Here is a 26,288-nt window from a genome sequence, read left to right on the forward strand (position 1 = left end):
CGGCTCGTATGGAATGACAAAGCGGGGCGCGGCGGCGTCAGCCGAAGCGGCGGTCCACCACCAACCCGCCTTCGAGCTCCTCGGCCGTCTCGATGCGGTCCACGCGCAGGCCGGTGGCGTGGCGCACCGCCTCGGCCAGCCCTTCGGGCACGGCCGCGGCCTTGACGCGCAGCACCAGCGCGTCGGTGCCGCCTTCCTTGGTTTCGACGACCACCTGGAAGCCGCGCGGGTCGAGGCCGAAGCCGGCCAGGATGGGCGCGAGCTCGGTGGGGTAGAGCTTGACGCCCTTCACCTTGACCATCGTGTCGGTGCGGCCGAAGACGCCGCGGGGCAGGCGCAGGCCCCGCTCGGTGCGCTCGGCGATGGCCAGGTCGCCGGTGCGGAAACGGATCATCGGCATGAGGGTGCGCGAGAGCGCCGTGACCACCAGCTCGCCGCGCTCGCCGTCGGGCGCGGGCTCGAGCGTCTGGGGGTCCAGCACCTCGAGCACCGCCATCTCGGGAATCTCCCACAGCCCGTCCTGGTCCACGGTCTCCGCCGCCACGATGCCCAGCTCGCTGGTGCCGTAGGCGTCGAGGGCGCGGCCGCCGATGGCCCGCTCCACCCGCTCGCGGTAGCCCGGCACCGAGGTGAAGGGCTCGCCCCCGGCGAGCAGCAGCTCGAAGCGCCCCCCGGCCTCGGCGATCTTGAGGGCGAAGCTGGGGTTGGAGACGAGCGCGTCGAAGCCGAACTTCTGGGCGATCTCGGCGATGCGCGCCGCCTCGCCCGGGCCGTGGGGGAAGACGGTCGCCCCCGCGCGCACCAGCGCCTCGTGGAAGAGCCAGCCCCCGGCGAAGACGTGGTAGCTGAAGGCCACGATCACCCGCTTGCCCGCCAGGCCCAGCCGCGAAAAGTAGGCGCCCAGGGCCTCGGCTTGCGCCTCCAGGTCGGCGGCGGTCAGGTACTCGGGCATCCAGCCCAGCAGCGGGCTGGGGGTGAGGTGCACGAGCGCCGTGTCCGCCGGCGGCAGCGGGTGCTCTTTTAAGAAGGCCACCCAGTCGTCGCGGGTGACGGGCTCGATCTGGGCGAGGTCCGCAGGGGTGAAGGCGCTGGGGTCCACGCCCGCCAGACGTTCGGCGTAGAGGGGGTGTTCCTTGGCCGCGCGGATGACCGCTTGGAGACGTTCGGTCCGGTTCATGGCTTCCTCCTTTGTTAATAGGGTAACGGCCAGGTGCGCAGGTAGGCGCGGATCCGGCCCCAAAGCCCCACGAGCCCCAGCGGCTCGAGGATCAAGAAGAGCAGGATCAACCCCCCGAAGACGACATTGCGCCAGGCCGCCAGCAGCGCCGCGTACTCGGGCCCGAACGCGCCCACGACGGCGTTGAGGAGCTCGGGGATGAGCATCACGAAGACGGCCCCCAGCACCGCGCCGAGCACGGTGCCGGCGCCGCCGACGATCACCATGGCCAGGTACTGCACCGAGATGCCGAAGAGGAAGTACTCGGGCGTGACCGAGCGGTAGAGGTTGGCGAGGAGACCGCCGGCGATGCCGGCGTAGAAGGCCGAGAGCGCGAAGGCCGAGAGCTTGGCGAGCGTCAGGTTCACCCCGGCCACCTGGGCCGAGAGGTCGTTGTCGCGCACCGCGAACCAGGCGCGGCCCGCGCGGGTGGCGAGCAGCCGCTTGCCGTAGAAGAAGAGCGGCACCGCGAAGGCGAGCACCAGGTACCACAGCCGCTCGGCGCGGTCGAGCTCGAGCCCCAGCACCTCGGCCGGCGGCAGGTTGCGCCCGCGGATGCCGCCGGTGACCGGCTCCCAGTTGTTGAAGACCCACAGCGCCAGAAACTGGAAGGCCATGGTGGCGATGGCCAGGTAGACACCCTTGATGCGCAGCGAGGGCAGCCCCAGCACCACCCCGATGGCCGCGGCCACGACCCCGCCCAGGAGGATCCCCAGCGGCGCGAGCGGCCCCGCGAGGTGGCTGGCGGCGTAGGCGCCCACCCCCAGGAAGGCCGCCTGCCCCAGCGAGATCTGCCCCGCCCCGCCCACCAGCAGGTTGAGCCCCAGCGCCCCGATCGCGGCGATGGCCACGAGGGTGAGCACGTAGACCGGGTAACCGGGCAGCAACAGGGGCACGGCCAGCAGCGCCAGCAGCAAAATGGCCAGGCCCGCGCGCCCCAGCGGGGTGCTGGCGTAGGCCTCGTCGGCGGCGTAGCTCTCGCGCACCGCGCGCGCGAAGCGGCGGCTGTAGGCGTCGGTCAGCGTCTTGGCCAGCTCAAAGAACATCGGCGATCCTCACCTCCGCTTGCAGCACGTCCTCGCCGCCCTCGAAGCGGATGGGCAGCTCGAGCCGCACCCGCTCCGCGCCCCCGTAGAGGCCCTCGATGAGCGGCGCATAGCGCACCTCGACGACGTTGCGCTTGACCTTGCGGGTGCGGGTGATCTCCTCGTCGTCGGGGTGCAGCTCCTTGGGCAGCACCGCGAAGCGCCGCGGGCGCAGGGCCTCGGGCATCTGGGCGCTTGCCGCGGCGATCTCGCGCGCGATCAGCTCGTAGACCTCGTCGCGCCCGGCCAGGCTCTGGTAGGTGGTGAAGGGGATGCGCCGGCGGCGCGCCCAGTTCTGCACGTTCTCGGGGTCGATCTCGACGAGCAGGGCCACGAAGGGGCGGTCGTGGCCCAGCACCACCACCTCGCGGATGAAGGGCGAGTACTTGAGGCGGTTCTCGAGCAGCTGCGGCGCGAACCGGGTCCCGTCGGCCAGGTGCCCCACCTCCTTGAGCCGGCCCAGCACGATCAGGTGGCCGCGCTCGTCGAAGGTCCCGGCGTCGCCGCTCTTGAACCAGCCGTCCGGGGTGAAGGTCTCGCGGGTCGCTTCCTCGTTCTTGTAGTAACCCACGAAGACCTGGGGCCCCTTGACCAGGATCTCGCCCTCCTCGGAGATCTTCACCTCGGTGCCCGGCAGCGGCGGGCCCACCGTCTCGGGCGGGGCGTCGCCGGCGGGGTGGGCGCAGGTGGACGCGGCCGTCTCCGACTGGCCGTAGACCTGGCGGATGTCCAGGCCGATGGCGCGGTAGAAGGTGAAGACCTCGGGACCGAGCGGGGCGCCGCCGGTGATGGCCACGCGGGTGGCCGCGAGCCCCATCCGCCCGCGCAGCGGCCGCGCCACCAGCGGGTAGGCCGCGGCCCGCGCCAGATCGAGACCCGGCCCCACGCCCTCGCCGCGGAAGCCCCGGCGCGCCCCCTCCAAAAGCGCGTCCAGACCCCAGCGGAAGACCCGCCGTTTGAGCCAGTCCGCCTCCTGCGCACGGCTCTGCACGAAGGCGGCGGCGTCCTCCCACAGCCGCGGCGGGGCCAGGTAGAAGTCGGGCTGCACCTCCTTCAGGTCCTCGGCCAGCGTGGCCGGCTCCGAGGGGAAGTGCACCAGGAGCCCCAGCGCCAGCGTCTGCACCACGGTGAGCATCTGCTCGCCGATCCAGGCGAGCGGCAGGTACGAGAACAGCCACTCGTCCCCCCGCAGGCCGAGCACGTCGCGCAGCGCGTGGTGGCCCGCCATCAGGTTGGCGTGGCTGAGCATGGCCAGCTTGCTGCGCCCGGTCGTGCCCGAGGTGGGCGCGAGCAGGGCCACGGTCTCGGGCGTAAGCGCCGCGAGCCCCGCGCGCACCGCCTCGCGGCGGGCGCGGCCGGCTTCCAGCACCGCCGAGTAGGGGCGGACCTTGTCCGACCAGTAGCGGCTCATCCCCGCCTCCTCCCAGACGAGGACGAAGCGCAGCCGGTCCAGGTGGGGCAGCACCTTGTCGAGCTGCTCCTCGTCGGCCACCACCACCCCGACGGCCTCGGCGTATTCGAGGAACCAGCCCACCTCGTCGGCCATCGCGTCGGCGTAGAGGCCCAGCGGCAGCGCCCCCAGCGCCTGGGCCGCGAGCTCGGCGGTCACCCACTCGGGGGCGTTCCGCCCCAGCACCGCGAGCACGCCCCCGGCCCCCAGCCCCAGCGCCTCCAGGCCGCCCGCCAGGTCGAGGACCTCGTCCGCCCAGGCGCGCCAGCTGCGCGGCTGCCAGACACCCAGGCGCTTGACCCGGAGCGCCGGCGCCTGCGGGCGCACCTCGGCCCAGCGGAAGAGGGGCTCGAGCAGCGTCCCCTTCACGCCTCCGCCCCCAGGTAGGCCTCGACGACGCGCGGGTTCTCGCGCGCCCCGGCGGGCTCGCCCTCGTAGAGCACCTCGCCGTAGGAGAGCACCAGGACGCCGTCGGAGAGCTCCATCACCGCGCGCAGGTCGTGCTCGACCCAGACGAGGGTCACCCCCCACTCGCGGCGGGCGTCGAGCAGGTAGCGGGCCAGGTCCTGCTTCTCCTCGAGCGCCAGCCCCGCCATCGGCTCGTCGAGCAGCAGCAGCTTGGGCCGCCCCGCCAGCGCCCGCGCCACCTCCACCCGCTTCTGCAGCCCGTAGGGCAGCATCCCCGCGGGCACGTTGCGGTAGGGGGCGAGGTGCAGGTAGTCCATCACCTCTTCCGCCCAGGCGCGCGCCGCTTGTTCGCGGCGGGCCCGCGGCAAGAGCGCCGGGTAGCCGAAGCGCAGGTCGGCCCCCAGCTTGACGTTCTCGAGCGCGGTCATCCCGCGAAAGATCTCCAGGTTCTGGAAGGTGCGCCCCAGCCCCAGGCGGGTGCGCGCCTGGGGGCTGTGGCCGTCCAGGTCGCGCCCGTCGAAGCGCACGTGCCCCTGCTGGGGCCGGTAGAGGCCCGAGAGCACGTTGAGCAGGCTCGTCTTGCCCGCGCCGTTGGGCCCGATGATCGCGTAGAACGCGCCCGCGGGCACCTGGAAACTCACGTCCGCGAGGGCGAGCACCCCCTTGAAGCGCAGCGTTACGTGTTCGACCGAGAGCAGCGGTTCCACCCTACCTCCTAGATCCAGCGCTTGCGCCGGCGGTAACGCTTGGCGCCCAGGAAGCCGCCCGCGCCGGCGCCCAGGTAGAACTCCATCACGTCGGCGTCGCGCTCGGCCGCCTCGCGTTCGCCCTCGAAGACGACGCGGCCGTGCTCGAGCACGTAGACGCGGTGGGCCAGCTTCATGGCCGCGCGGGCGTTCTGCTCGACGAGCAAGAGCGCCATGCCCTTTTCGCGGTGCATCCGCGCCAGCACCTCGAACAGCTCCTCGACCAAGAGCGGCGCGAGCCCCAGCGAGGGCTCGTCGACGACCAGGACCTTCGGGTCGGTGATCAGCGCCATCCCCAGCACCAGCATCTGTTGCTCGCCGCCCGAGAGGTAGCCGCCCTGCTCGTGGCTGCGCTCGGCCAGGCGCGGAAACCAGTGGAAGACCTCGTCCATGCGCGCCGCCAACTCGCCCGCGGGCAGGCGGTGCCCGGCGGCGCGCAGGTTCTCGCGCACGGTCAGGTAACGGAAGATGGGCCGGCCCTCGAGTACCGCGGTGAGCCCCTGGCGGTGCACCGCCAGCGCCCCGGCGGCGGTGACGTCGCGTCCGCCCAGCTCGATGCGCCCGTCGCTGACGCGCCCCTCGTAGCTGGGCAGCAGCCCCGCCAGCGCCCGCACCAGCGTGCTCTTGCCCGCGCCGTTGGGGCCCAGCACGGCCACGGCCTCGCCCCGCGCGAGCTCGAGCGATACGCCGTCGAGCGCCAGGATGACGCCGCGGTAGAGGGCCTTCAGGTTCTCGACCTTCAGCACCTCACACCCTTTCGATGTCGCGCCGCCCGAAGAGGCCGTAGGGCCTCACCAGGACGACGATCAGGACGATGACGAAGGGAATGGCCTCGCTGATGCCGGGCAGGTAGGCCTCGAGGTAGCCCTTGGAGAGCGCCTCGGCGACGCCCACGATCAGGCCCGCCACCAGCGCGCCCCCCACGGACTCGAGCCCGCCCAGGATGGTGACCGGGAAAACCATCAGCCCCAGCTGCACCAGGTGCGGCCCCACCCCCGACAGCCCCGCGAGCAGCGCCCCGCCCACCGCAGCCAGCGCCGCCGAGAGGCCCCAGACCGCGGTGACGATGCGCGGCGCCGGGATCCCCATGGCCAGCGCCGCCACCTCGCTCTCGCTGACCGCGCGGATGAGCACGCCCCAGCGGCTCTTCTGCAGGAAGTAGATCAGCCCCAGGGCCACCGGCAGGCTGATGGCCAGGCTCCAGAAGGCGCGCGGCGGCAGGATCAGCTCGCCGAAGGTGAGCAGCACCGGCGGCAGGCTGCCCGAGAGGTACTTCTGGTCGGGCCCCCAGACGAGCTGGGCGGCGCCGTCGAGGGTGAGGGCGAGGCCGATCGTCGCCATGATCACCGCGACGACCGAGCGCCCGATCAGGGGCCGCACGAAGGCACGCTCCACCCCCACGCCCACCAGGAAGGCGACGGGCAGCGCCCCCAGCATGGCCAGCGGCAGCGGCAGGAAGTGGGCCAGCGTGAAGGTGACGTACCCCCCGACCAACAGGAACTCGCCGATCGCGAAGTTGACCACCGAGGTGGCGCGGTAGACGAGCACGAAACCCATGCTCATGAGCGCGTAGAGCGCCCCGGTCGCCACCCCGGTGAGCAGCAGTTGCCAGAAGAACGTCACGCCAGTTCGAGCCAGTCGGTCAGCGGTTCGTAGATGCCCTTGCCTGCGTTGGCGCGGTAGAGCCGGGTGTAGGGCAGCCGGTGGTTGACGAAGCGCATCGAGTGGATCAGCCCCATGGCGTCGTAGTCCCACATCTTGCCGAGCGCCTTGGTGATCCCGGGCCGGGTCAGCTCACCGGCGGCGGCGGCGCGGCGCATTGCCTCGCCCACGGCCACGCCCACGAAGAAGGCGCCCATGTAGAAGGTGGTCAGGTAGCCGGGCTCCTTGCCCTTCGAGGCGCGCAACTTGTAGATCTCCTGCACCGCGGGTACGCTCTTGTCGTAGGAGTAGGCGTTGTGGTAGGTGGCGATGAAGCCGTCGGCGGCGGGGCCGGCGCGCTTCATGAGGATGACCTCCGAGGAGTAGTAGGTGCCCATGAAGGTGGCGTTCAGGCCGTACTCGCGCGCGGTCTTGACGAGCAGCGGCTCGGCGGTGAGCACGTAGCCCTGGGTGAGGACGAAGTCGGGCTTGGCCTGGCGCAGCTTGAGGATGGTGGGGGTGGCGTCCGAGAGCACCAGCGGCGTGACCTCCTCGGCCACGATGGGCAGGCCCAGCTGCGCGGCGCGCTTCTTGACGTAGGGGATGGGGTCGCGCCCGAACTCGCTGTTCGAGTGCACCAGGGCGATGCGCGCCCCCGGCTTCTTCTCGTGGATGTAGCGCAGGAGCGCCTCCATCATGTCGGAGTAGGTGGGCCCGAAGACCCAGATCCCCGGGTACTTCTCGGGGTCGGCGAGCTCGCTCGAGTAGGAGGTGGCCGAGTAGGGCACCCCGATGCGGGCGATCTCCGGCGCCAGCGCCTTGGAAAGCCCGGTGGAGTCGCCGTAGACGAAGAGCAGCTCCTCGGGGCTCTCCTTGCCGATCACCCGGTTGAAGGCCGCCGTGCCCTTGGCGACGTCGTAGCCGGTGTCCTCGACGATCAGCTCGAGCTTGCGCCCGCCGACGCCGCCCATCACCTCGTTGACGTAGTCGGTGGCGTCGCGGAAGGCGTCGAGCGCGGCGTTGCCCGCGAAGGCGAAGGGGCCCGTGAGCGGCAGCAGCGCCGCCAGCTTGACCGGGCGCGCCTGCGCCCGGGCGAACCAAGGCACGCCAAAAGCGGCCGCGGTTCCGATACCGGTTTGGAGCAGTTGCCTACGTGTGATCTTCATACGTCCCTCCCGTCCCTGCTTGTGGTTTGGGTCCCAGTTTATACCAAACCTCCACCTGCTCCACAAGACCCGCCCCTGGAGCCGGTTTCTGCCCAAACTAGGGAAAAGCGTAGCCCCGGCGTATGCAACCGCCGGGAAGCGGGTCCGCCGCCTGGGGATCGCGGCCCGCGCCACGGGCCTCTCAGCTGCGATTCATTTGCAACTAGGGCCGCGGCGCGGCCAAAGCCGATGCGCTTCGGCCGTTTCGACTTCGTAAAGCTATACGTTTATCCACACGCTGCATATTCGGGGTTTTTGCGATGGGCATCGCGGTTTTTCGGATCTCCACATTTATATTCACAGGTTATCCACAGCCCCGGCGCACCCGCTGTAGAAAAGCCCGCATCCGCGCCTCGTCTTTCACCCCCGGCGCCGACTCCACGCCGCTCGAGACGTCCACGGCGTAGGGGCAGACCCGCGTGAAGAGCTCGGGCAGGCGCTCCGGCGTAAGCCCGCCGGCCACGATCAGGCGGGGATGGTCCGCCAGCGGCTCGAGCCAGCCCCAGTCGTAGGCCTCGCCGCTTCCGGGCCGCGGCCCGTCCACCAGCAGCGCGTCGGCGGGGTACGCCACGAGCGCCGGGTCGGGCGGCCCCGCAAGCCGCACCGCCTTGATCACCGGCAGGTGGCGCCGCAGGGCCTCGGCCCACTCGGGCGGCTCCTCGCCGTGGAGCTGCACCGCCGAGAGGCGCGCGCGCCGCGCCACCTCCAGCACCTCGGCCGGCGGCGCGTCCACGAAGACGCCCACCCGCGCCACGAAAGGGCCCAGCCGCGCCCCGATGGCCGCCGCCTGCTCGGGGGTGACGCGCCGCTTGGAAGGGGCGAAGACGAACCCCACCGCCCAGGCCCCCAGCCGCTCGGCGGCGAGGGCGTCTTCCGCGCGGGTGAGGCCGCACACCTTGGCGCGCACCGGCTCCATAGGCCCAGCCTAATGCATTAAACCGGGCTTAACCCGTCCCACATCGCCCCCGCGCGCGGCAAGCGCTATCCTAAGGACATGGTCGGCCTCCTGCTCACCGCCGTGCTCGCCCTGGCCCCGCTGCCGGGCCTGCCGGCGCTGCCCGACGGCACCGAGGTGCGCATCGTCTCGCCGAACCTGCGCACCGTCTACCTGTTCTGGCGCATCGAGCAGGGGGCGCTGCGGCTGAAGGCGCGCCCGATCCGCCCCCCGGAGAACGCGAGCATCCGGCTGATCGTCAAGACCGGCCGCAGCCTGCACATCTACGAAGGGCGCGTGCGCGGCGACGACATCTACCTGCTGCTCGACACCGGCATCGTCAGCCTGCGCGAGACCTTCATACGGGTCTACCACCTGCGCACCTCCAAGGCGCTGGACTTCTGGAGGGAAAGGAGGGAGGGTGAACCCCGCACACCCCGAACCTACCCCCGAAGACCCTAAACGCATCCTGATCATCGAGGACGACCCCGAGATCGCCAGCCTGCTCCAGGCCGAGCTGGGCGAGGCCGGCTACCGGGTGGACTGGGCGCCCGGGGGGATGCAGGGCCTCGTCAAGCTGCGCGAAGATCCGCCCCACCTGATCGTCCTCGACCTGGGGCTGCCCGACCTCGACGGCTCCGAGATCGCACGGCGCGCCAAGCAGCACGGCGACGTGCCCATCATCGTGCTCACGGCCACCGACGCGGTGGAGCGCAAGGTGCAGCTGCTGCTCGGCGGCGCCGACGACTACCTGACCAAGCCCTTCCACCCCGCCGAGCTGCTGGCGCGCATCCAGGTGCAGCTGCGCCGCGGCGAGGGCGGCGAGGTGCGGCGCGTCGGCGACCTGGAGATCGAGGTCGAGACGCGCCGGGTGCGCGCCGGCGGCCGCGAGGTGGCCCTCTCGCCCAAGGAGTTCGCGCTGCTCGAGCTGCTCTCCAGCCGACCCGGCCGCGTCTTCAGCCGCGACGAGATCGCCCGCCACATCTGGGGCAAGCCGCTGGAGACCGAGTCGAACGTCGTGGACGTGCACGTCGCCAACCTGCGCGCCAAGCTGCGCGAGGCGGGGGCCTACGGCTACCTGCGCACGGTCCGCGGCGTCGGCTACGCGCTGCGCAAGCCGGCGTCGTAGCAGAATACGGTTGTGCGTTACACCACCCGGCTCACCCTGGTCTTCGGGCTGATCTGGGCGCTGATGCTGGCGCTCAGCCTGCTCGGCATCTACGGCGCCCTGCGCGCGGGGCTGGAGGGCCGAATCGTGCACCAGCTGCTCGACGACGCCGGCGCCCTGGCCGAGCTGTACAACTCGGGCACCACCGGCCAGGTGCGGCCCACCGGGGGGACCGCGGTCGCCCTCTACGACGCTTCGGGGCTGCCGTTCCTGCTCGACGAGCCCCAGCACCGCATCCCCGCGGAGGTGCTCACCCAGGCCGACGAAGGGCCGCAGCTCTACCGCGGGCCGGGCTTCGTGGCCGCCTACGTGGCCACCAGCATCGGGGTGCTCGCGGTCTCGCAGGACCTGGGGTTCATCGACCGGCTGCTCGAACAGGTGGCGCGGGTCGCGGTGCTCATCTTCCTGCTCACCCTGCCTTTGGGCTGGCTGCTCGTGCGCGTGGGGGTGGGCTGGGCCAACCGCCCGCTGGTGCGAGCGGCCGAGGAGGTGGCCCGGCGCAAGGGGGCGGACCTCTCGCCCATCCCCTACGACGGCCCCACCGACGAGCTGGGGCGGATCGTCGCCCGCTTCAACGACCTGCTCGCCGAGCTGCGTGAGGCGCGCGAGCGGGAGCGCGTCTTCCTGGCCGAGGTGAGCCACGAGCTGCGCACGCCGCTCACGGTGCTCGCCGGCTACCTCGAGCGCCTGCGCAAACGCCCCGGCGACACCGAGGCGCTGGCCGGGGCCGAGCGCACCGCCCGCCACCTCACCCGGCTGGTGGGCGACCTGCTGGCGCTCGCCCGCGGCGAGGCCGAGCGCACGGTCAACCCCCACATCGTCGACCTGGCCGAGCTGGCCAGCGGCGTGACGGCCGGATTCCCCGGGGTGGGGCTCGAACTGCGGGCGGCCCCCGAGGTGCTGGGCGACCCCGACCGCCTGATCCAGCTCCTGCGCAACCTGGTGGCCAACGCGGTGCGCGCCGCCGGGCGCCCCGAAGGGGTGCGGGTGACCGTGGGCGAGGACGACGGCCGCGCCTGGGTCGAGGTGGCCGACGACGGCCCGGGCATCGACCCCGAGGTGCTGCCGCACCTCTTCGAGCGCTTCGCCCGCGGCCCCGAGGGCGGCACCGGGCTGGGCCTGGCCATCGCCAAGCAGATCGCCGAGGCCCACGAGGGCACGATCACCGTCCGCTCCCGGCCCGGCCACACGGTCTTTCGGGTGGAGCTGCCGGGGCTGGAGGGGGAGGGGTAGGCCGCAGCGCTACGGGGGGATGGAAATGAGGCCGGCTGAAAACCGAACCCCTACGCACCCTGGCGAGGTTTTGCTCGAGGAGTTCCTGAAGCCATACGGGCTGACCCAAAAGGAGCTGGCCGGGCGCATCGGCGTTTCCTACCCCCGCGTCAACGAGCTGGTCCACGGCAAGCGCGGCGTGACCCCCGACACCGCGCTTCGGCTCGCCCGGCTATCAGGCACCACGCCCGAGTTCTGGCTGAACCTGCAGCAAGCCTACGACCTCTACATGGCCCGTCAGCGCGCGGACCACGAAAACATCAAACCCCTGCGCCAGGGCGTCGCCTAGTCCGCGCCGCGCCCGATGGCTGGATTCTGAAGCAGGGGTTTCCCACCTCCCACCCCCGACCTCCCACGCCCTGCCTTCCCGCTACGACCACTCCGGCTCGCCGCGGTAGAGCTCCAGCGGCTCCTCGGCGAGCACCGCGTCCCGGCCAACCTCGATCAGCTCGATCACCTGCGGCGGGCAGCTGGCCACGCAGCCGCCGCAGCCGGTGCAGGCGGCCACCTCCAGCTCGAGCGCGTACTCCTCGCCCTCGCGCGTGCGTTTGACCGCCCCGGTGGGGCAGACGTTGGCGCAGACGGGGCAGAGGGTGCAGCCCTCGAGCACCTGGATGGCCGGCCAGCGCACCGTCCCCTGGCTGCGCGCCGCCGCCATCTTGCGCAGGCGCAGCTCGGCGGGAAGGTCGTGGTCCTCGTCGAGGCCCAGCTGTTCGGGCGGCTCGGGCAGCACCTCGGCGGCCATGCGCCTGGTGCCGCCGAGCAGCTGTTCGAAGAGCTCGCGCCGGCCCACGACCGCCCCGGGCAGGGCCTCGGTGGTCAGGCGCACCTCCAGCTCCGGGTAGTATCGCCGGGCCTCCTCGATGACCTGTTCGAGCGCCTGGGGCACCGTGGGCCCGCCGATCCTGCAGCCCTCGCAGTCGCCCCGGGCCAGGGTGAGCGGGCCGTGGCGGCTGGCCGCCTCGGCGAGCAGACCGGGGGTGAGCCGGCCCAGGCAGAGCACCTCCTGGCCGTGGCCCTCGGCCTTCGAGCACTTGAGCTGGCCGCGGCCCTTGTCGAGTGCCTCCTGCATGGGCCCCAGCGGGAACTCGAGCGCCACCCCGGGGCAGACCTGGGTGCACAGCCCGCAACCGGTGCAGCGGGTGTCGTCGATCTGGACGGTGAAGTGGGAGAGGTCCACGGCCTCGTGGGGGCAGGCCTGCTGGCACAGGTCGCACCCCCCCACCGCGTACTTCTCCACCAAGCAGCGGCTGCCGGTGTAGCGGGGCGTGGGGTCGGTGAGCTTGAGGAACGCCCCGAGCAGGTTGTCGAGGAAGCCCACGCCCGCCCCTTCCTAGCCGCGCCGCGTCCGGACGGGCTCGAGCAGGTCGCGCACCGCGTCCAAGAAGGCGTCGAACTGCGCGAAGTCCATCTGCTGGTTGTTGTCCGACATGGCCACCTTGGGGTTGGGGTGCACCTCCACGTGCACCGCGTCCACCCCCGCGGCCAGCGCCGCCCGCGCCAAAGGCGCCAGCAGGTCGATGCGGCCGGCGGCGTGGGTCACGTCCACCACGACGGGCAGGTGGGTGAGCTGCTTGGCCAGCACCGCCCCCGAGAGGTCCAGGGTGTTGCGGGTCCACTTCTCGTAGGTGCGGATGCCGCGCTCGACCAGGATGACCTGGTCGTTGCCCTGGCTGAGCACGTACTCGGCGGCGTAGAACCACTCCTCCACCGTGGCGCTGAGGCCGCGCTTGAGCAGCACCGGCTTGCCCGACGCGCCCACCTCGCGCAGGAGCGCGAAGTTCTGCATGTTGCGCGCTCCCACCTGGAGGATGTCGGCGTACTCGGAGACGACCCCCACGTCGCGGGTGTCCATCACCTCGGTCACGAAGGCCATGCCGTAGCGGTCGGCCGCGGCCCGCCCCAGCTTCAGCCCCTCGACGCCCAGGCCCTGGAAGGCGTAGGGACTGGTCCGCGGCTTGTACGCCCCGCCGCGCAGCACCTTGACGCCGCGCGAGGCCAGGAACTCGGCCGTGGCCTGCATCTGTTCTTCCGACTCGATGGCGCAGGGGCCGGCGATCAGGAGCGGCCCCGCGCCGAAAACCGCCTCGCGCACCCGCACCCGGGTGTCCTCGGGCCGGGTCTCGCGCGAGAAGAGGAACTTTTGCTTGTCCTCCTGCTCCTCGAGCGCCAGCGTGGCCTTGAAGATCTCCTTGAACAGCTTCTTGACCGTGCCGTCGGGGAAGGGGCCGGGGTTCTCGGCGGTCAGGTAGGCGAGCATCTCCTCCTCGCGCGCCGGGTCGTAGTGGCCCAGGCCGCGCTCGGTCTGGATGCGCCCGATCTCGGAGGCGATGCGCGCCCGCTCCGAGAGCAAGGTGAGCAGTTCGCGGTTGATGCGGTCGATCTCCCGCCGCAGTTCGAGGATGCGCGGTTCCATTCGCCTATCCTAACGCTATTCGGCGTCCACGTCCGCACGGGTGCGGCCGCGGCCGGCGGCGCGCGAGACCCAGATGGAGACCTCGTAGAGCAGCAGGAGCGGCACCGAGAGCAGCGCCAGGTTGAAGGGGTCGGCCGTGGGCGTGATGATCGCGGCGAGGGTGACGATCACCACGATGGCGATGCGGCGGTTCCGCGCCAAGAAGCGCCAGTCGAGCATGCCCAGCTTGGTGAAGAGGAAGCTCAGCACCGGCAGCTCGAACATCAGCCCCACCACCGTCAGGTACATCAGGATCTGGCTCATGTACTTGTCGATGGTGAGCAGCGGGATCACCTGGTCGCTGAGGAAACCCAGCAGGAAGGGCACCGCGAAGGGCAGCAGCACGTAGTACGAAAACACGACGCCCACCGCGAAGGAGAACCCCGCACCGAGGATGAAGGGCACGGCCAGGCGGCGCTCGTGGGGGTAGAGGCCGGGGGCGATGAAGGCCCAGAGCTGGTAGACGATGAAGGGCAGCGCGATCACCAGACCGCCGAACGCGGCGATCTTGAGCGAGACGATGAAGCCTTCGGTGATCGTCTGCTGGTAGAGGTTGGCCTCGATGCCGCGGACCTGGGTGGCCACGTCGAGGGGCCGCTTGAGGATCTTGAGCAGATCGACGCGGAAGGTCCAGGCCACGCCCATGCCCACGAACCAGGCCAGCAGCGCCCGGATGATGCGGGCGCGCAGCTCCTCCAGGTGCTCGACGAGGGGGGCTTCCTGCACGCTAGACTAGGCGTCCCCGGCGGGCTTCTTTTCGGCCTCGGGCGCGGCGGACTGCTGGGGCGCGGGCTTTTCGGGTTCGAGATCCACCGCCTGCTCGAACTCCTGCTTGATCTCGCTGGCGCCCTTCTTGAACTCGCGGATCGACTGCCCCAACCCGCGGGCCAGCTCCGGCAGCTTCTTGGGGCCGAACAGGATGAGCACGATGACCAAGATGACGAGGATTTCAGGCATTCCCAGGTTCATGTCGTCTCCCCCTCTATTCTAGTACCCGACTCCTGAGAATTGGATGCGCGCCGCTTGCGCTCGGCCCAGCCCTCGATGTTGCGCTGACGGCCGCGCGCGATGGCGAGCGCGCCCTCGGGAACGTCGGCGTTGATCGCGCTGCCGGCGGCCACGGTGGCCTCGGCGCCGATGCGCACGGGGGCGATGAGCACCGAGTTGGAGCCGATGAAGGCCCGCGGTCCGATGATCGTGGGGTGCTTCTTCACGCCGTCGTAGTTGGCGGTGATCGTTCCCGCGCCCACGTTGGTCTCGGCGCCCACTTCGGCGTCGCCCAGATAGGCCAGGTGCCCGGCCTTGACCCCGGGGCCCAGGCGGCTTTTCTTGACCTCGACGAAGTTGCCCACGAAGGCTCCGGCCTCGAGCACCGCCCCAGGGCGCAGCCGCGCGAAGGGGCCGGCGACCGCCCCGGGGCCCAGCCGGGCGCCCTCGAGCACACTGTGGGGGCGCACCTCGGCGCCGGGGGCCAGCTCGCTGTCGGTGAGGAGGCTGTAGGCGCCCACGAAGCCGCCCTCCCCGATCCGGGTCCGGCCCCTGAGCATCACCCCGGGCTCGAGCGTCACGTCGGGCGCGAGCTCCACGTCGGGCTCGAGGTAGACGGTCTCGGGCATCACCATGCGCACCCCGTCTTTCATCCAGCGCTCGCGAAGCCGGTCCAGCAGCACCCGCTCCACCGCGGCCAGCTGCACCCGGTCGTTCACGGCCAAAAGCTCGGTGGGGTCGTCGGCCTTGAAGGCCCGCACCGGCAGGCCGCGCTTCTGGTAGACCTCGATCAGGTCGGGCAGGTAGTACTCCCCGGCGGCGTTGTCGCGGTCAATCTCGTCGAGGAAGCCCCAAACGTTCGCGTCGAAGGCGTAGACCCCGGCGTTCACCTCGCGCACCGCCCGCTCCTCGGGGGCGGCGTCCTTGTACTCCACCACCCGCGCGACGTTGCCCGCTGCGTCGCGGATCACCCGGCCGTACTGGGCGGGGTCGTCGGGCTCGAAGGTCAGCATGGCCATGCCGCCGCCCGCGGGCACGGCCCGGGCCAGGCCGGCGAGGGTGCCCGCGGTGATGAGGGGGGCGTCGCCCATGGTGACGACGACCGGCCCCTGCCAGTCCAAAAGCGCCTCGCGGGCGCTCGCCAAGGCGTGGGCGGTGCCCAGCTGCTCGGCCTGCAGCGCGGTGCGCACGCCCAGGGGCTCGAGCGCCTCCTGCACGGCCTCCGCGCCGTGGCCGACCACCACGACGACGCGCTCGGCCCCGGCCTGCTGCGCCGCCCGCGCGGCGTACTCCACCAGCGGCCGGCCCAAGAGCGGGTGCAGCACCTTGGGCAGGGCCGACTTCATGCGCGTGCCCTTGCCCGCGGCGAGCACGACGACGGCGAAGCTCACGCCCCGGCCTCCTCCCCGCTGCGGCCCATGCGGTAGAGCATGTAGAGCGCCAGCACGATCAGGGGGATGGAAACGAGCTGGGTCGCCGTGAAGAAGCCGATCCCCGCCTTCTCGTTGAGGTAGACCGGCCACCACAGCGGGTTGAGCCGGAAGGGCTCTTCGACGAGGCTGCGCAGCAGGCTGTACCAGAGCACGAAGTTCCAGAACGCCCAGCCCGCGGGCCGCTTCTGCCGCCACCAGTAGAAGACCAGGCCCAGCAGCACCAGCCCGATCACCGCCCCGTAGATCTGGGTCAGGTGCACTGGGCCGCGCACCACCTCACCGCTGCAAAACCCCCAGGCCAGCTGCCCGGTGCTCGTGCAGATGCCCGGGAACCCGGTGGCCCAGGCGGGCCAGGTGTAACCGATGGCCCAGTCGGTGAGCCGGCCCACGGTGTCGGAGCCGTTCATCAGGTTGCCGATGCGGCCGCCGATGATGCCCAGGGCCACGCCCGGGAGCGCCGCGTCGAGGTAGACGTAGGGGGGCACCCCGTTCTTGCGGGCGAAGTAGACCATGGGGATCAGGCCGCCCAGGATGCCGCCGTGGAAGGCCAGCCCTCCCTGCCAGATGTAGAGGGCGCTGATCGGGTTGGCCGCGAAGTCGCCCCAGCTGGTCAGCACGTAGACGAGCCGGGCCCCGATCACCCCGGCGATCACCGCCCAGAAGACGGCCTCCTCGAACTTTTCGGGGTCGTATCCCTTGGCGGCCACGTAGCGCCGCGCCAGGTAGTAACCGACGAAGATGGCCGCGGTGATCAGGAAACCGTACCAGCGCACGGTCAGCGGCCCGATCTCGATCATGATGGGATCCATGCCCTACCCCCTCCCCAGCGCCCGCGCCAGGTCCTCTTCGCTGAACGCGCCCTCCACCAGCACGACGCCCTCCCGGAGGACGGCGGGCAGCTGCCGCCCCTCGGCCAGCTCGGGGCGCTCGTCCACGTCGATGCGCTCGTAGGGCAGGCCCATCGCCCACAGGTAGCGTTCCTGCTGATCGCAGGCCAGGCAGTTCTTCTTGGCTAAGTAGATGTACAAGGGCGTCCCTCCGATTCCCTAGAATATCCTTTGGATCACCAGCCAGCCCATGGCCACGTGCACCAGCAGCTTGGCCAGCACCCCGCCGAGCACCCCCAGCAGGCTGCCCCAGGCCGCCCGCAACGCGTCCCGTCCGGTCTTGCCGGCGATCAGCTCGGCCACCAGCGCGCCCAGGAAGGGCCCCACCAGGATCCCCAGCGGACCCAGCACGACCGCGCCCACGAGCGCCCCGATCACCGCGCCCCAGATGCCCGCGCGCCCGGCCCCGTAGCGCTTCGCCCCCAGAGCCCCGGCCACGTTGTCGAGCGTCATGGCCAGAAGCCCCAGACCGATCAGCCAGGCCCAGTCGGTGCGCGAGAGCTCGCTGAACCCCACCAGCGCCTCGTGCAGCAGCGCCGCGCCCCAGATGACCAGGGTGGCCGGCACCATGGGCACGAAGGTGAGCACCAGCGCTGCCAGCCAGAGCAGCACGAAGAGCACGTCGGCGGTCAGGTTCATCGCCTTTCATCCTACCCAGCGGCATGAGAACACCGCAGGAAAACACAAAGGGCCGGGGCGGCCCAAACCGCCCCGGCCCTACCAAAACCGTTAAGGGCTGCCGGCCCCGCGCTGATTGAAACGCATGAAGCCGCCCGGCCATTTCTCAGGACCACGTTGCAGAACGGGCTCAGAAGCACCCAGGGGTTGCAGCTCGCCCCTCCTCAGCTCGAGCGTTTGTTGATCTGCCGATCCTACAGCCACGTCCCAGGAAGGGTAGCATTCCCATCCAAACACACCCTCGATAAGGTAAGGAACCAGCGACCCATCCCCTGCGCGATGCAATTCGATGTTTTGCGTCCAATACACGGGCGGCACGCCGTCCACGCCAAAGAAGGTTTCGTCGGAGCGGAAGAAGGCGTTGCCCTGCCCAATCCTGCAATAGCGAATCTGGTCGGGCGGAATAAACGCGTCGAAATCGTAATTCATGGTCGCAAGCAGGTTGCCCTCGTCGTCGCGCAGTTCCGCCCCTTCGAAGAAGACCTCGGCGAACGGGTGGAGGGCGAACTGCCAGGCCCGATAATCGAGCGGGATCGCTTGGTCGATATCGCCCGTCGTGCTTATCTGAACTAGGGCGTTGGCTTCCGTACAAACCTCACCTCCGTTGCCGTCGGGTACGCAGTAGCGGGCACTGTTGTACACGGCGCCAGGGAACCGGTTGTCATGGATGGTGAACGACAGGGGCGCACTCAATCGCGAAGCCATGCGCTCGACCCTGGTGTATCCTTGCTGGACCTTTGGGTGAACTAAATAGAACGAGTTAACTTGGTGAAGGCCTTCGTCAAAGGCGCAGCTGGATGTCCACGAGAAGAAGGGCACTTCGGGAAAGCTCGACCAGTCCCAATCGTTCGCCTCGTCCGGGCGGTGCAGGTCGTGCACCCCCACCCAGGGAAACCGGTGGGACGTGTAGTTTGCATGCTCAACGATGAAATCAAACAGGGGTTCGTCGTACTTTGTTTCGATGTAGTTACCTTCGCCGTCGTACACATCGTAGGCGTACATTTCACGTAGATGGTCGGCCCCGCGCACGGTGACGGTTCCGGTGATGCGCCCGCAGCGCTTTTCGGGCTCGACGTTCGGTAGGCCGCCGTTATAGCTTTCCGGCTCGAAACGAACGTCCAGCTCGGCGCACATTAGCCGCACCGGAACCTCGAACTCCAGCTCGGGGTTTTGTGTGCGCACCCTGATCTTTCCTTCCTTTTCCACCGCGCCGTCGCAAAAAGCTTGGGCGGATTCCACATCGATCACCTCAGTGAACCGCTGCCCGGGTTGGAGGGTGCCCGCCGCCGGCTCCAGGCGCAACCAGTCGGGCAGGACCAGCTCGTAGGTCATGCCGCTCTCCTGATCGTCCGGGTAAGGGTCGGGCAAACCCACGAAGTCGAAGTCGCCTTCGGGCACCGCACCCCAGCCCGCATCGGCGGCGAGCAGGTAGTTGATGGTGCACTGCCCGGGTTCCGCCAGCTCCACGAATACGTATTTTTCGTTGTTCTTGACCTCCGCCACCCGGCACCGGCTCAGGTCGCCCTCGGGGCAGACGAAAACTACCGGCGGCGTGGATGAGCTGGACGGGATCAGCGCGTTCGGGATAAAAACGCTGGGAATCTCGACCGCATACGTGAAGTCGTCGACCTTTTCGAAGCCGTACCAGGTGGAAGCCTCGGTGGAGGCCACCTCGAAGAGCGACGCGTCGAACCGGTAGGGTTTTCCGGGGTCGAACTTTGCCGTGAGCCCCATGCCGGCAACGAAGAGCCTTGTACCCTTGGTAAAGCTCGTGGGGATGCCGCATGTTGTTGGGACGACGTTGACCGAGCTGGTTCCAAAGTCGCGAAGCTCGCAAATAAGAGCGTTGTGGTCCATTCCAGTTAGATTTCCAGGGGAAACGGTTTTGGAGGGCCTGCCGGTGCGCGGGTCTTTGGCGTAGGCACATGATCCGTAAAATCTGTTGGACAGCGGGAAGTCGATCATGCCGTGCAACACCAGGCCGCCGGTAACTAGAAAGTCGGAGGTGGCCATGTGCAGGATGCTTGGCTTTTTCCCCTCCGCCACCTGGCTGTCCACCAGAAGCGACGGGTAGGCGTCTAGGTCATGGTCGTCGTACCACGTCGTGCCCCCAATGTCGGGGGTGTTGATTAGGGCAACCTGATCGCTGATCGCCAGATCGTCGGGTTCGGGCCGGCCCTCATGTTTCTGGCAATCGATGCACAGGTTGTGATCGCCGATCACCAGTACGCTTGCGCTTCCATTAGAGCTCCGCAGGCCGCGCAACCTGTCCGTTAGCTCGTTGATCTGCCGGGCGCGCACGAGGTTGTTCGACGCACTCGAGGGGCTGGCCAGGTGGGCGTTGTAGAGGTCCAGGGCAAACCCGTCGACGCTGCTGAGAAGCTGGGTGTACAGGTAACCCGTGTCGGCCGCTCCGCCGGTCAGGTATTGGCGCTTGTCAGGGTCGGCAAAGGTGAAAGCGGCGGTGTTGACGATGGTGCATTCGTACTGCTCGCAGTAGTAGTCGAGTTGCACCGACGGATCAAGCCTCTCCCACTCGGCGAGAATCGTGTTGATGACACGAGGTTCAACTGGCGCAAACCCGTTGTCAATTTCACAAAAATCCCCCACCCTTTTGTCCTTGTTAGGTGGTGGCCTGGCGCAGTAGGTGTCCTCGACCATCATTTCTTGGAAAGTAACGATCCCCGGTTGATTCACATAGAGCCGCCGAATGATCTTTCGGATGGTGTTTTCACTGCAGAGCTTATAAAAACATTGTTTCGTCCTTTGTCCAACGTTCCAGGTCAACACACGTAGGCTTCTACCTCCCTGCGGTTCAACGCGCTCACCAAAAGAAAGTTTTGTCTCTTCCGGGGCCTTGAGCTCCCCGATCTGAGAAACGGTGCCGCCGGGGCGGCCGCGGCAGGCCCCGCTGAAGCTGTGGAAGTCGATGGCGGGAATGTTGGGGTTGATCCGGCCTCCGGCCTCGACGCAGTTTTGGTTGGCCCACACCTTGGGGAACTGGAAGACGTAGTAGTTCTGGTGGCGGCTGTCGAGGCCGGTGATCTGCACCTCGATGTAGCCCTGCCCTTTTTCTTCCGTGCCGGGGCCGATGTCGGAGAGGTGGCAGAACCAGTAGTTCTTATCGCCTACGCTGTCGCCTTCTTCCCCTATCCAGCTGCAGACCTCGGTGTAGTGGGTGCTGTTCTTGGCGGGGGCGACGGCTTGCTTCAGGGAGAGGCGCAGGGTGGCGGGGTAGATCAGCAGGTTCTGGAGCTCGGCGTTCTCCCCGGTGAAGGGGTTGTGGCGCCAGACCTCGGCAGCGGCGATCAGGGTGGCTTCGGGGGGGACAGGGCCGGGGGCGTCCAGGGGCAGGTCCTTGAGCGTGATCTTTGCGGGGCGGTCCCCGTAGACGGCGTTTTCGGGAATGGCCAGCTCGGCGTTTTCCGTTCGGATCGTCCCGCCGCCCCTGCCGATCTCCACCGTGGTTTCGGGAGCGGGTGGAGACGCTCCGCCTCCGGGAGGGTTGGGGTTGCCGGGCGGGCTCTGGCCGGGTTTGGGGCCGCAGGCGGCAAGCATGATAAGCAATAGTGCAGCCAATAGGGATGCGGATTTGACATTTCTCATAGCATCACCCCAAAGGTGCTTTTTGCGGCTTGATGCAGTATGCTTTCTCATTGTGCGGTAGAATTAAGGAATAGTAGCCGCTTGGAGGGATTATAGCATGGCCACTCCGGTCGGGGCTACGGGCTCTCGGGTTCCACTGGGCGGGTGAGGGGGACGAGCTCTTCCGGGGCCTTGAGCTCCCCGATCTGAGAAACGGTGCCGCCGGGGCGGCCGCGGCAGGCCCCGCTGAAGCTGTGGAAGTCGATGGCGGGAATGTTGGGGTTGATCCGGCCTCCGGCCTCGACGCAGTTTTGGTTGGCCCACACCTTGGGGAACTGGAAGACGTAGTAGTTCTGGTGGCGGCTGTCGAGGCCGGTGATCTGCACCTCGATGTAGCCCTGCCCTTTTTCTTCCGTGCCGGGGCCGATGTCGGAGAGGTGGCAGAACCAGTAGTTCTTATCGCCTACGCTGTCGCCTTCTTCCCCTATCCAGCTGCAGACCTCGGTGTAGTGGGTGCTGTTCTTGGCGGGGGCGACGGCTTGCTTCAGGGAGAGGCGCAGGGTGGCGGGGTAGATCAGCAGGTTCTGGAGCTCGGCGTTCTCCCCGGTGAAGGGGTTGTGGCGCCAGACCTCGGCAGCGGCGATCAGGGTGGCTTCGGGGGGGACAGGGCCGGGGGCGGGAAGAGTATGGGGGATGGAGCGGAGGGTGACGAGGGCGGGCAGGGGCGGGAGGAGGCCGCCGGCGGGGATGCAGAGGGTGGCCATCCGGTCGGGGGTGGTGAGGCAGCCGCCCAGGGAGGGGAGGAAGAGCTTGGTGGCGGTGGGAATCAGGGCTTTCTGTTTGGGGTTACCGGAGGCGTGAACGCTGGGGTAGGGCAGGCCGGGGAGGTAGTAGAGGGCGAGGGCCAGGGCGGCGGTGTACAGGTAGGGGCGCAGCTCGGGACGGAAACGGGGCCGAGGCGGGCCGGGGTCGGCATGGGAGGCTTGGGGAGATCGCGAGGTTTGGACGCTGCGGTAGAGGACGCGGACCGGGTGCAGCCCAGCGGCGAACAGGAGGTGCAGCGCGGCTAGGGCGAGCAGGGGAAGGACGAGGAAGAAGGCGAAGCGGAGGTGGCCCAGGAGAACGGCGAGGGGGAGGGGAAGGGCGGGGTCGGCGAGAGGGGTGGGGACGAGGGCGGGGAGAGTGGAGCCAAGACGGTTGGAAAGGCCGGAAAGGTCGGCGTAGTTGAAGACGAGGGCGTAGAAGAGAAGGAAGGTCAGGTAGAGGAGAAAGAGGAGGAGGGTAGGCCAGAGGAGGCGGGTCTTGCCAGGTCTCATGGTTTCCTTCAGTGCTCATGGCGGCAGCCTCGGCAAACGGGGTTCACATAGGGTGGCTACGAAGAGCGGGGTGGGCTGCTTGGAGAAATTATAGCATGGAAGGCTGGGGTAGCGCGGGTGAACTCCCGTGCACCCCGCACGCGATGGGCGGCGTGCGGCCGCGCACGAGGCGTAGTAGGCTGATCGAGAGGCTGACCCACGGGTCAAACACCATGGAGCCATCCAACACGCGCCTGACCCCGATCGACGTTTCCGCCCTGCTCACGCTGTACTTCATCTGGGGCGGGGCCTACCTGGCCAACAAGCTGGCCATCGCCACCATCGACCCCTTCATCATGCTGGCCATCCGGCTGGGGGCCAGCGGCCTGCTTCTCTTCGTGCTGCTCCGCCTGCTGGGCTGGACGCTGCCGAAGGGCCGGGAGGTGCTGGGGTCGTGGCTGATCGGCCAGCTGCTCCTGGTGGGCGGCATGGGCGCGGTCGTTTACGCGCAGCAGTGGGTGAGCTCGAGCCTGGCCGCGGTCATCGTCTCGACGATGCCTTTGTGGAACGCATTTTTTGCCAATTTTCTGGGCCGCCGGACCCGCGGTGTGGAATGGGCGGGCATGCTCCTGGGCCTGGCGGGGGTCTACCTGCTCGCCGGAGAACCCGACCTGAAGCTGGACCCTGGTGCGCTCCTCGTCTTCGTCGGCCCGGTCAGCTGGGCCTTCGGTTCGGCGATCAGCACGCGCGTGCCCCAGGCACCGGGGCTGATGTCGAGCGCGGTGCACATGATGGGCGCCGGGCTCAGCTTCACCGTGATCGCGCTCCTGGCGGGGGCGCGCTGGCACGAACCCAGCGTAGCTTCGCTGCTGGCGCTCGGCTACCTGGTCCTGCTGGCGGGGGTGGTGGGCTACAGCGCCTACCTGCACCTGCTGGCCCGGCCGCTCAGGCCCGCCCTGGTCACCAGCTTCGCCTACGTCAACCCGCTGGTGGCCCTGGCGCTGGGCATCGGTTTCGCCGGCGAGCGGCTCACCCAGGCGGGCCTCGCCGGCGTGGGGCTGATCGTGCTGGGGGTGGGGCTGGCCGTCAGCGGCCGCGGCCGCTGACCCTTTACGCCCGCGCGCCGCGGTTCAGGACCACCCCCAGGGCGATGAGCGCGCCGCCCAGCAGCACCCCCGGGGTCAGGGGCTGCCCCACCAGGAAGACCGCGAAGAGGGCGCCGGCGAAGGGCTCGATCAGGGCCACCAGCGTGGCGATGCGCGCCGGCACCCGGCGCACCCCGAGCAGGAAGAGCCCGAAGGGCAGCACGGTTCCGAAGATCACCAGGTAGCCCACGGCCAGGGCCGCACCGGCGTCGAGCGCCAGCACCTGGGCCCGCTGGGCCCAGAGCACGGGCAGCGAGAGAAAGGCCCCCACGCCGGTGGCCACGCCCAGGCTGGTGAAGGCGGGGGTGCGCAGCCCCTGGGAGCTGGCGGCGTAAAAGGCGAAGGAAAACGCCGCGAGCAACCCGTAGGCCACCCCGATGGGGCGGCCCACCCAACCCCCGGCCGAGGACGAGCAGGTAGGCCCCGGCCACCGCCAGCCCCACCCCCACGAGGCTGCGCGGCGCCAGCCGCTCGCGCCGGAACAGCGCGTAGAGCGTGAGCAGCACCGGCGCCAGGTACTGGAGGAAGATCCCGGTCGCCACCGTGGTGGCGTCGATGGCCAGGTAGTAGAAGGCCTGCGCTCCCGCGAGGGCCAGCCCGACGCCGAACAGGCGGGGGTACTCGCCGCGCTCGGGCGGCTGGCGGACCACCACGGGCAGCAGCACCAGGAAGGCCAGCCCGAAGCGCAGGGGGATCAGCACCTCGGGGGGAATCGACTGCATGAAGCGGCCGGCCAGGGCCCCGCCCAGCCCCCAGAGCAGCGCGGCCAGCACGACGTAGATCAAGGCCCGCCCCGCACGTTACCCATCCGGCGCCTCCACCCCGCCCTCAAGGGGCGCGCCGGACCTCGCGCTCCAGGAAGTCGAGCGTCTCGCGGTAGAAGTCCCGGACCGTCTCCGGCTTCTTCCAGCCGTGCCCTTCGCCCTCGTAGACCTTGTAGCGGTGGGGCACGCCGCGCTCGCGCAGGATGCGCACCAGCGCCTCGGCCTGGTTCGGGGGCACCACCCGGTCCTCGGAACCCTGGAAGACGTAGAGGGCGTCTTGGATCCGGTGCGCGTGCGCCAGCGGCGAGCGCTCGCGGTAGCGCGCCGCCGCCTCGGGCAGGGGCCCGACCAGCCGGTCGGTGTAGCGCGACTCGAACTTGTGGGTCTCGCGGGCGAGTCCGAAAAGATCGGTCACGCCGTAGAAGCTCACCCCCGCGCGGTAGACGCCGGGGAAGCGGGCGAGGGTCATCAGCACGGTGTACCCGCCGGCGCTGCCGCCCAGGACGGCGAGCCGGCGGCCGTCGGCGCGGCCCGACTCGGCGAGGAAGCGCGCCGCCGCCGCCGCGTCGGCCACGTCCACCTCGCCCCAGCGGCCGTAGAGGGCCTCGCGGTAGCTGCGGCCGTAGCCGGTCGAACCGCGGTAGTTGAGCTCGAGGTAGGCGTAGCCGTTCGCCGCGAAGAGCTGGGCCTGGGGATTGAAGGCCAGGGTGCGCTGGCTGGTGGGGCCGCCGTGGACGCTGACGACCGCGGGCGGCCGCTCCGCCCCGCCGCTGGGCGGGTAGAAGAGGCCGTGCACCCAGGCGCCGTCCTCGGCCTGGAAGCGCACCCCCTCGGGCGCCGCGCCCCCGCCGTCCAGGCCCGCGGGCCAGCCGTAGGCGCGGGTCTGCCACGCCTCGCCGTCGTAGAAGACGACGCGCTCGCCCTGGTCGGGGCCGCTGGCGAGCGCGGCCAGGCCCGCTTCGTCGCCGCTCAGCGAAGCCAGCCAGGCCGCGCCTTCGGGCAGGGGCAGTTCTTCGGGGGCCCCACCCGTCAAACGCCAGAGGTGCGCGCGGCCCGCGCGGTTCTCGCGCAGGTAGAGCGCGCCGCCGGGGCCGAAACTCATCACCCGCTGCGCCTGGGACCAGGCGGGCTCGATGAGCGCCCGCTCCTCCATCCACACCGACCGCTCGCCGGTTTCGAGGTCCAGGCGCACGAGCCGGTCGAACTCCGCGCCCTCGGGGTTCTCGATCCAAAAGAGCCCGCGGCCCTCGGGGTCGAAGAGCGGCTGGAAGACCGGCGTGCGCGCCCCGCCGGCGAGCTGGCGCACCTCGGCCGGCCCTCCGCCCTCCACCCGTGCGAGCATCAACCGCGCGCCGTCCCAGGGCATGTTCGGGTGGTCCCACTCCACCCAGGCCAGCCACGCGCCGTCCGGGCTCCAGGCGGGCTGCATGTAGAAGTCGGCGCCGCGGGCCCAGACCCGGGGCCAGCCGTCCGGGTCGGCGCCGGCCACGGCCAGCACGTCGCGACCCTCGTGGTGGTGCACGTAGACGACGCGCGCGCCGTCGGGGCTGGGCTGGGGATCGGCCGCTGCGCCGAAGGGCGGGGTGAGGGGGACGGGTTCCCGGCCTTCCCGCGGCAGCCTCCAGACCCGCCCCTCGGCCACGTAGAGGACCGCGTCCCCGTCCAGGTTGAAGGCGCCGCCGCCGTAGCCCACGCCCGGGCTAAGGGCGTGGTCCGGCGCGTACCGCCGCGGCGCGCCGTCCCAGCCCGTCAGCACGGTGCGCCCGCCCTCCTGTTCCGTCCAGTAGACGCGGCCGCCGCGGGCGCGCACCTCGGCGTGCGCCCCCAAACGGGCCCGCGTGAGATCCCTGGGGCTACGTACGCTCATGCCCCAGTCTACGCAGCCACAGGGACGCACGCCACCGCCGCGGGTGTACCCTAAAAAGGCCACAGGA

General features: G+C 69.9%; 24 protein-coding genes and 1 pseudogene. 5 read left to right on the forward strand and 20 right to left on the reverse strand.

Translation table 11 applies throughout. From position 1 onward, the window contains the following. Window positions 1–37 precede the first annotated feature (37 nt). The 8 genes from OCEPR_RS11045 to OCEPR_RS11080 form a co-directional block, all read right to left on the reverse strand. Complete coding sequence (locus tag OCEPR_RS11045; RefSeq protein WP_013458810.1) at window positions 38–1,177, reverse strand: phenylacetate--CoA ligase family protein; 1,140 nt, start codon at window positions 1,175–1,177, stop codon at window positions 38–40. 14 nt (window positions 1,178–1,191) lie between these two features. Continuing rightward, a complete protein-coding gene (locus OCEPR_RS11050; protein WP_013458811.1) occupies window positions 1,192–2,262 on the reverse strand; it encodes a branched-chain amino acid ABC transporter permease in 1,071 nt (356 codons plus the stop codon). Beyond that, entirely contained in the window at window positions 2,252–4,120 is a 1,869-nt protein-coding gene (locus tag OCEPR_RS11055; protein ID WP_013458812.1) for an AMP-binding protein, read from the reverse strand. The genes OCEPR_RS11050 and OCEPR_RS11055 overlap by 11 nt, the downstream gene beginning before the upstream one ends. Further along, a complete protein-coding gene (locus OCEPR_RS11060; RefSeq protein WP_013458813.1) occupies window positions 4,117–4,866 on the reverse strand; it encodes an ABC transporter ATP-binding protein in 750 nt (249 codons plus the stop codon). Before OCEPR_RS11060 ends, OCEPR_RS11055 begins: the two co-directional genes overlap by 4 nt. A gap of 8 nt (window positions 4,867–4,874) precedes the next feature. Then, window positions 4,875–5,651, reverse strand: a complete 777-nt coding sequence (locus OCEPR_RS11065) for an ABC transporter ATP-binding protein (RefSeq protein WP_013458814.1) — start codon at window positions 5,649–5,651, stop codon at window positions 4,875–4,877. Window position 5,652: 1 nt separating this feature from the next. Next, window positions 5,653–6,468 (reverse strand): branched-chain amino acid ABC transporter permease, encoded by an 816-nt coding sequence (locus OCEPR_RS11070; protein WP_049773614.1) that lies wholly within the window; start codon window positions 6,466–6,468, stop codon window positions 5,653–5,655. A 56-nt stretch (window positions 6,469–6,524) separates the two neighbouring features. Beyond that, window positions 6,525–7,706: an ABC transporter substrate-binding protein gene (locus OCEPR_RS11075; RefSeq protein WP_041554915.1), complete on the reverse strand. Its 1,182-nt coding sequence runs from the start codon at window positions 7,704–7,706 to the stop codon at window positions 6,525–6,527. Window positions 7,707–8,055: 349 nt separating this feature from the next. Then, window positions 8,056–8,667, reverse strand: coding sequence for a phosphoribosylanthranilate isomerase (locus OCEPR_RS11080; protein ID WP_013458817.1), 612 nt, complete (start codon window positions 8,665–8,667; stop codon window positions 8,056–8,058). Between the two features lie 78 nt (window positions 8,668–8,745). On the opposite strand from OCEPR_RS11080, the gene OCEPR_RS11085 reads away from it, so the two are divergent. From OCEPR_RS11085 to OCEPR_RS11100, 4 genes are read left to right on the forward strand one after another with little or no spacing between them, the layout of a single operon-like run. After that, window positions 8,746–9,147 (forward strand): hypothetical protein, encoded by a 402-nt coding sequence (locus OCEPR_RS11085; RefSeq protein WP_013458818.1) that lies wholly within the window; start codon window positions 8,746–8,748, stop codon window positions 9,145–9,147. Beyond that, window positions 9,107–9,814: a response regulator transcription factor gene (locus OCEPR_RS11090; RefSeq protein WP_013458819.1), complete on the forward strand. Its 708-nt coding sequence runs from the start codon at window positions 9,107–9,109 to the stop codon at window positions 9,812–9,814. Before OCEPR_RS11085 ends, OCEPR_RS11090 begins: the two co-directional genes overlap by 41 nt. A gap of 12 nt (window positions 9,815–9,826) precedes the next feature. Further along, window positions 9,827–11,086: a sensor histidine kinase gene (locus tag OCEPR_RS11095; RefSeq protein ID WP_013458820.1), complete on the forward strand. Its 1,260-nt coding sequence runs from the start codon at window positions 9,827–9,829 to the stop codon at window positions 11,084–11,086. A 25-nt stretch (window positions 11,087–11,111) separates the two neighbouring features. Next, window positions 11,112–11,414 carry a HigA family addiction module antitoxin gene (locus OCEPR_RS11100; protein ID WP_013458821.1) on the forward strand — a complete coding sequence of 101 codons (303 nt, stop codon included), beginning with the start codon at window positions 11,112–11,114 and terminating at the stop codon, window positions 11,412–11,414. An 81-nt stretch (window positions 11,415–11,495) separates the two neighbouring features. Here OCEPR_RS11100 and OCEPR_RS11105 read toward each other — a convergent pair whose 3' ends face one another. The 10 genes from OCEPR_RS11105 to OCEPR_RS11150 all read right to left on the reverse strand — a co-directional run bounded on the left by OCEPR_RS11105 (window position 11,496) and on the right by OCEPR_RS11150 (window position 22,466). Beyond that, window positions 11,496–12,446 (reverse strand): 4Fe-4S dicluster domain-containing protein, encoded by a 951-nt coding sequence (locus OCEPR_RS11105; RefSeq protein ID WP_013458822.1) that lies wholly within the window; start codon window positions 12,444–12,446, stop codon window positions 11,496–11,498. A gap of 12 nt (window positions 12,447–12,458) precedes the next feature. Beyond that, the gene (locus OCEPR_RS11110) at window positions 12,459–13,541 is read right to left on the reverse strand and encodes a bifunctional 3-deoxy-7-phosphoheptulonate synthase/chorismate mutase (protein ID WP_013458823.1); all 1,083 of its coding nucleotides are present in this window, start codon (window positions 13,539–13,541) and stop codon (window positions 12,459–12,461) included. Between the two features lie 15 nt (window positions 13,542–13,556). Beyond that, on the reverse strand, window positions 13,557–14,306 hold the full coding sequence (gene tatC, locus OCEPR_RS11115) for a twin-arginine translocase subunit TatC (protein ID WP_013458824.1): 750 nt from the start codon (window positions 14,304–14,306) through the stop codon (window positions 13,557–13,559). Window positions 14,307–14,312: 6 nt separating this feature from the next. Next, complete coding sequence (locus OCEPR_RS11120) at window positions 14,313–14,549, reverse strand: Sec-independent protein translocase subunit TatA/TatB (RefSeq protein WP_013458825.1); 237 nt, start codon at window positions 14,547–14,549, stop codon at window positions 14,313–14,315. After that, the gene (gene glmU, locus OCEPR_RS11125) at window positions 14,546–15,958 is read right to left on the reverse strand and encodes a bifunctional UDP-N-acetylglucosamine diphosphorylase/glucosamine-1-phosphate N-acetyltransferase GlmU (protein WP_013458826.1); all 1,413 of its coding nucleotides are present in this window, start codon (window positions 15,956–15,958) and stop codon (window positions 14,546–14,548) included. The genes OCEPR_RS11120 and glmU overlap by 4 nt, the downstream gene beginning before the upstream one ends. Further along, window positions 15,955–16,809, reverse strand: a complete 855-nt coding sequence (lgt, locus tag OCEPR_RS11130) for a prolipoprotein diacylglyceryl transferase (RefSeq protein WP_013458827.1) — start codon at window positions 16,807–16,809, stop codon at window positions 15,955–15,957. Before lgt ends, glmU begins: the two co-directional genes overlap by 4 nt. 3 nt (window positions 16,810–16,812) lie before the next feature. Beyond that, entirely contained in the window at window positions 16,813–17,028 is a 216-nt protein-coding gene (locus OCEPR_RS11135; protein WP_013458828.1) for a glutaredoxin family protein, read from the reverse strand. A gap of 18 nt (window positions 17,029–17,046) precedes the next feature. After that, on the reverse strand, window positions 17,047–17,526 hold the full coding sequence (locus tag OCEPR_RS11140; protein ID WP_013458829.1) for a DUF456 domain-containing protein: 480 nt from the start codon (window positions 17,524–17,526) through the stop codon (window positions 17,047–17,049). A gap of 90 nt (window positions 17,527–17,616) precedes the next feature. Beyond that, entirely contained in the window at window positions 17,617–21,027 is a 3,411-nt protein-coding gene (locus OCEPR_RS11145; protein ID WP_041554253.1) for an endonuclease/exonuclease/phosphatase family protein, read from the reverse strand. A 260-nt stretch (window positions 21,028–21,287) separates the two neighbouring features. Continuing rightward, window positions 21,288–22,466 (reverse strand): hypothetical protein, encoded by a 1,179-nt coding sequence (locus tag OCEPR_RS11150; protein WP_013458831.1) that lies wholly within the window; start codon window positions 22,464–22,466, stop codon window positions 21,288–21,290. A gap of 212 nt (window positions 22,467–22,678) precedes the next feature. Between OCEPR_RS11150 and OCEPR_RS11155 the strand changes: the two genes are divergently transcribed. Then, window positions 22,679–23,551 carry an EamA family transporter gene (locus OCEPR_RS11155; RefSeq protein ID WP_013458832.1) on the forward strand — a complete coding sequence of 291 codons (873 nt, stop codon included), beginning with the start codon at window positions 22,679–22,681 and terminating at the stop codon, window positions 23,549–23,551. 4 nt (window positions 23,552–23,555) lie between these two features. Here the strand turns inward: OCEPR_RS11155 and OCEPR_RS11160 are convergent. Continuing rightward, a pseudogene (locus OCEPR_RS11160) lies at window positions 23,556–24,375 on the reverse strand (EamA family transporter). Between the two features lie 43 nt (window positions 24,376–24,418). After that, on the reverse strand, window positions 24,419–26,221 hold the full coding sequence (locus tag OCEPR_RS11165) for a S9 family peptidase (protein ID WP_013458833.1): 1,803 nt from the start codon (window positions 26,219–26,221) through the stop codon (window positions 24,419–24,421). Between the last annotated feature and the right edge of the window lie 67 nt (window positions 26,222–26,288).

Source organism: Oceanithermus profundus DSM 14977 (assembly GCF_000183745.1).
Lineage (GTDB): Bacteria > Deinococcota > Deinococci > Deinococcales > Marinithermaceae > Oceanithermus > Oceanithermus profundus.

Excerpts from the sequence above, each read along its gene's own strand:
- OCEPR_RS11045 (WP_013458810.1), bottom strand. The coding sequence starts at position 1,177 with ATGAACCGGACCGAACGTCTCCAAGCGGTCATCCGCGCGGCCAAGGAA.
- OCEPR_RS11050 (WP_013458811.1), bottom strand. The coding sequence starts at position 2,262 with ATGTTCTTTGAGCTGGCCAAGACGCTGACCGACGCCTACAGCCGCCGC.
- OCEPR_RS11070 (WP_049773614.1), bottom strand. The coding sequence starts at position 6,468 with ATGAGCATGGGTTTCGTGCTCGTCTACCGCGCCACCTCGGTGGTCAAC.
- OCEPR_RS11080 (WP_013458817.1), bottom strand. The coding sequence starts at position 8,667 with ATGGAGCCGGTGCGCGCCAAGGTGTGCGGCCTCACCCGCGCGGAAGAC.
- OCEPR_RS11085 (WP_013458818.1), top strand. The coding sequence starts at position 8,746 with ATGGTCGGCCTCCTGCTCACCGCCGTGCTCGCCCTGGCCCCGCTGCCG.
- OCEPR_RS11100 (WP_013458821.1), top strand. The coding sequence starts at position 11,112 with ATGAGGCCGGCTGAAAACCGAACCCCTACGCACCCTGGCGAGGTTTTG.
- OCEPR_RS11110 (WP_013458823.1), bottom strand. The coding sequence starts at position 13,541 with ATGGAACCGCGCATCCTCGAACTGCGGCGGGAGATCGACCGCATCAAC.
- OCEPR_RS11120 (WP_013458825.1), bottom strand. The coding sequence starts at position 14,549 with ATGAACCTGGGAATGCCTGAAATCCTCGTCATCTTGGTCATCGTGCTC.
- lgt (WP_013458827.1), bottom strand. The coding sequence starts at position 16,809 with ATGGATCCCATCATGATCGAGATCGGGCCGCTGACCGTGCGCTGGTAC.
- OCEPR_RS11140 (WP_013458829.1), bottom strand. The coding sequence starts at position 17,526 with ATGAACCTGACCGCCGACGTGCTCTTCGTGCTGCTCTGGCTGGCAGCG.
- OCEPR_RS11150 (WP_013458831.1), bottom strand. The coding sequence starts at position 22,466 with ATGAGACCTGGCAAGACCCGCCTCCTCTGGCCTACCCTCCTCCTCTTT.
- OCEPR_RS11155 (WP_013458832.1), top strand. The coding sequence starts at position 22,679 with ATGGAGCCATCCAACACGCGCCTGACCCCGATCGACGTTTCCGCCCTG.
- OCEPR_RS11165 (WP_013458833.1), bottom strand. The coding sequence starts at position 26,221 with ATGAGCGTACGTAGCCCCAGGGATCTCACGCGGGCCCGTTTGGGGGCG.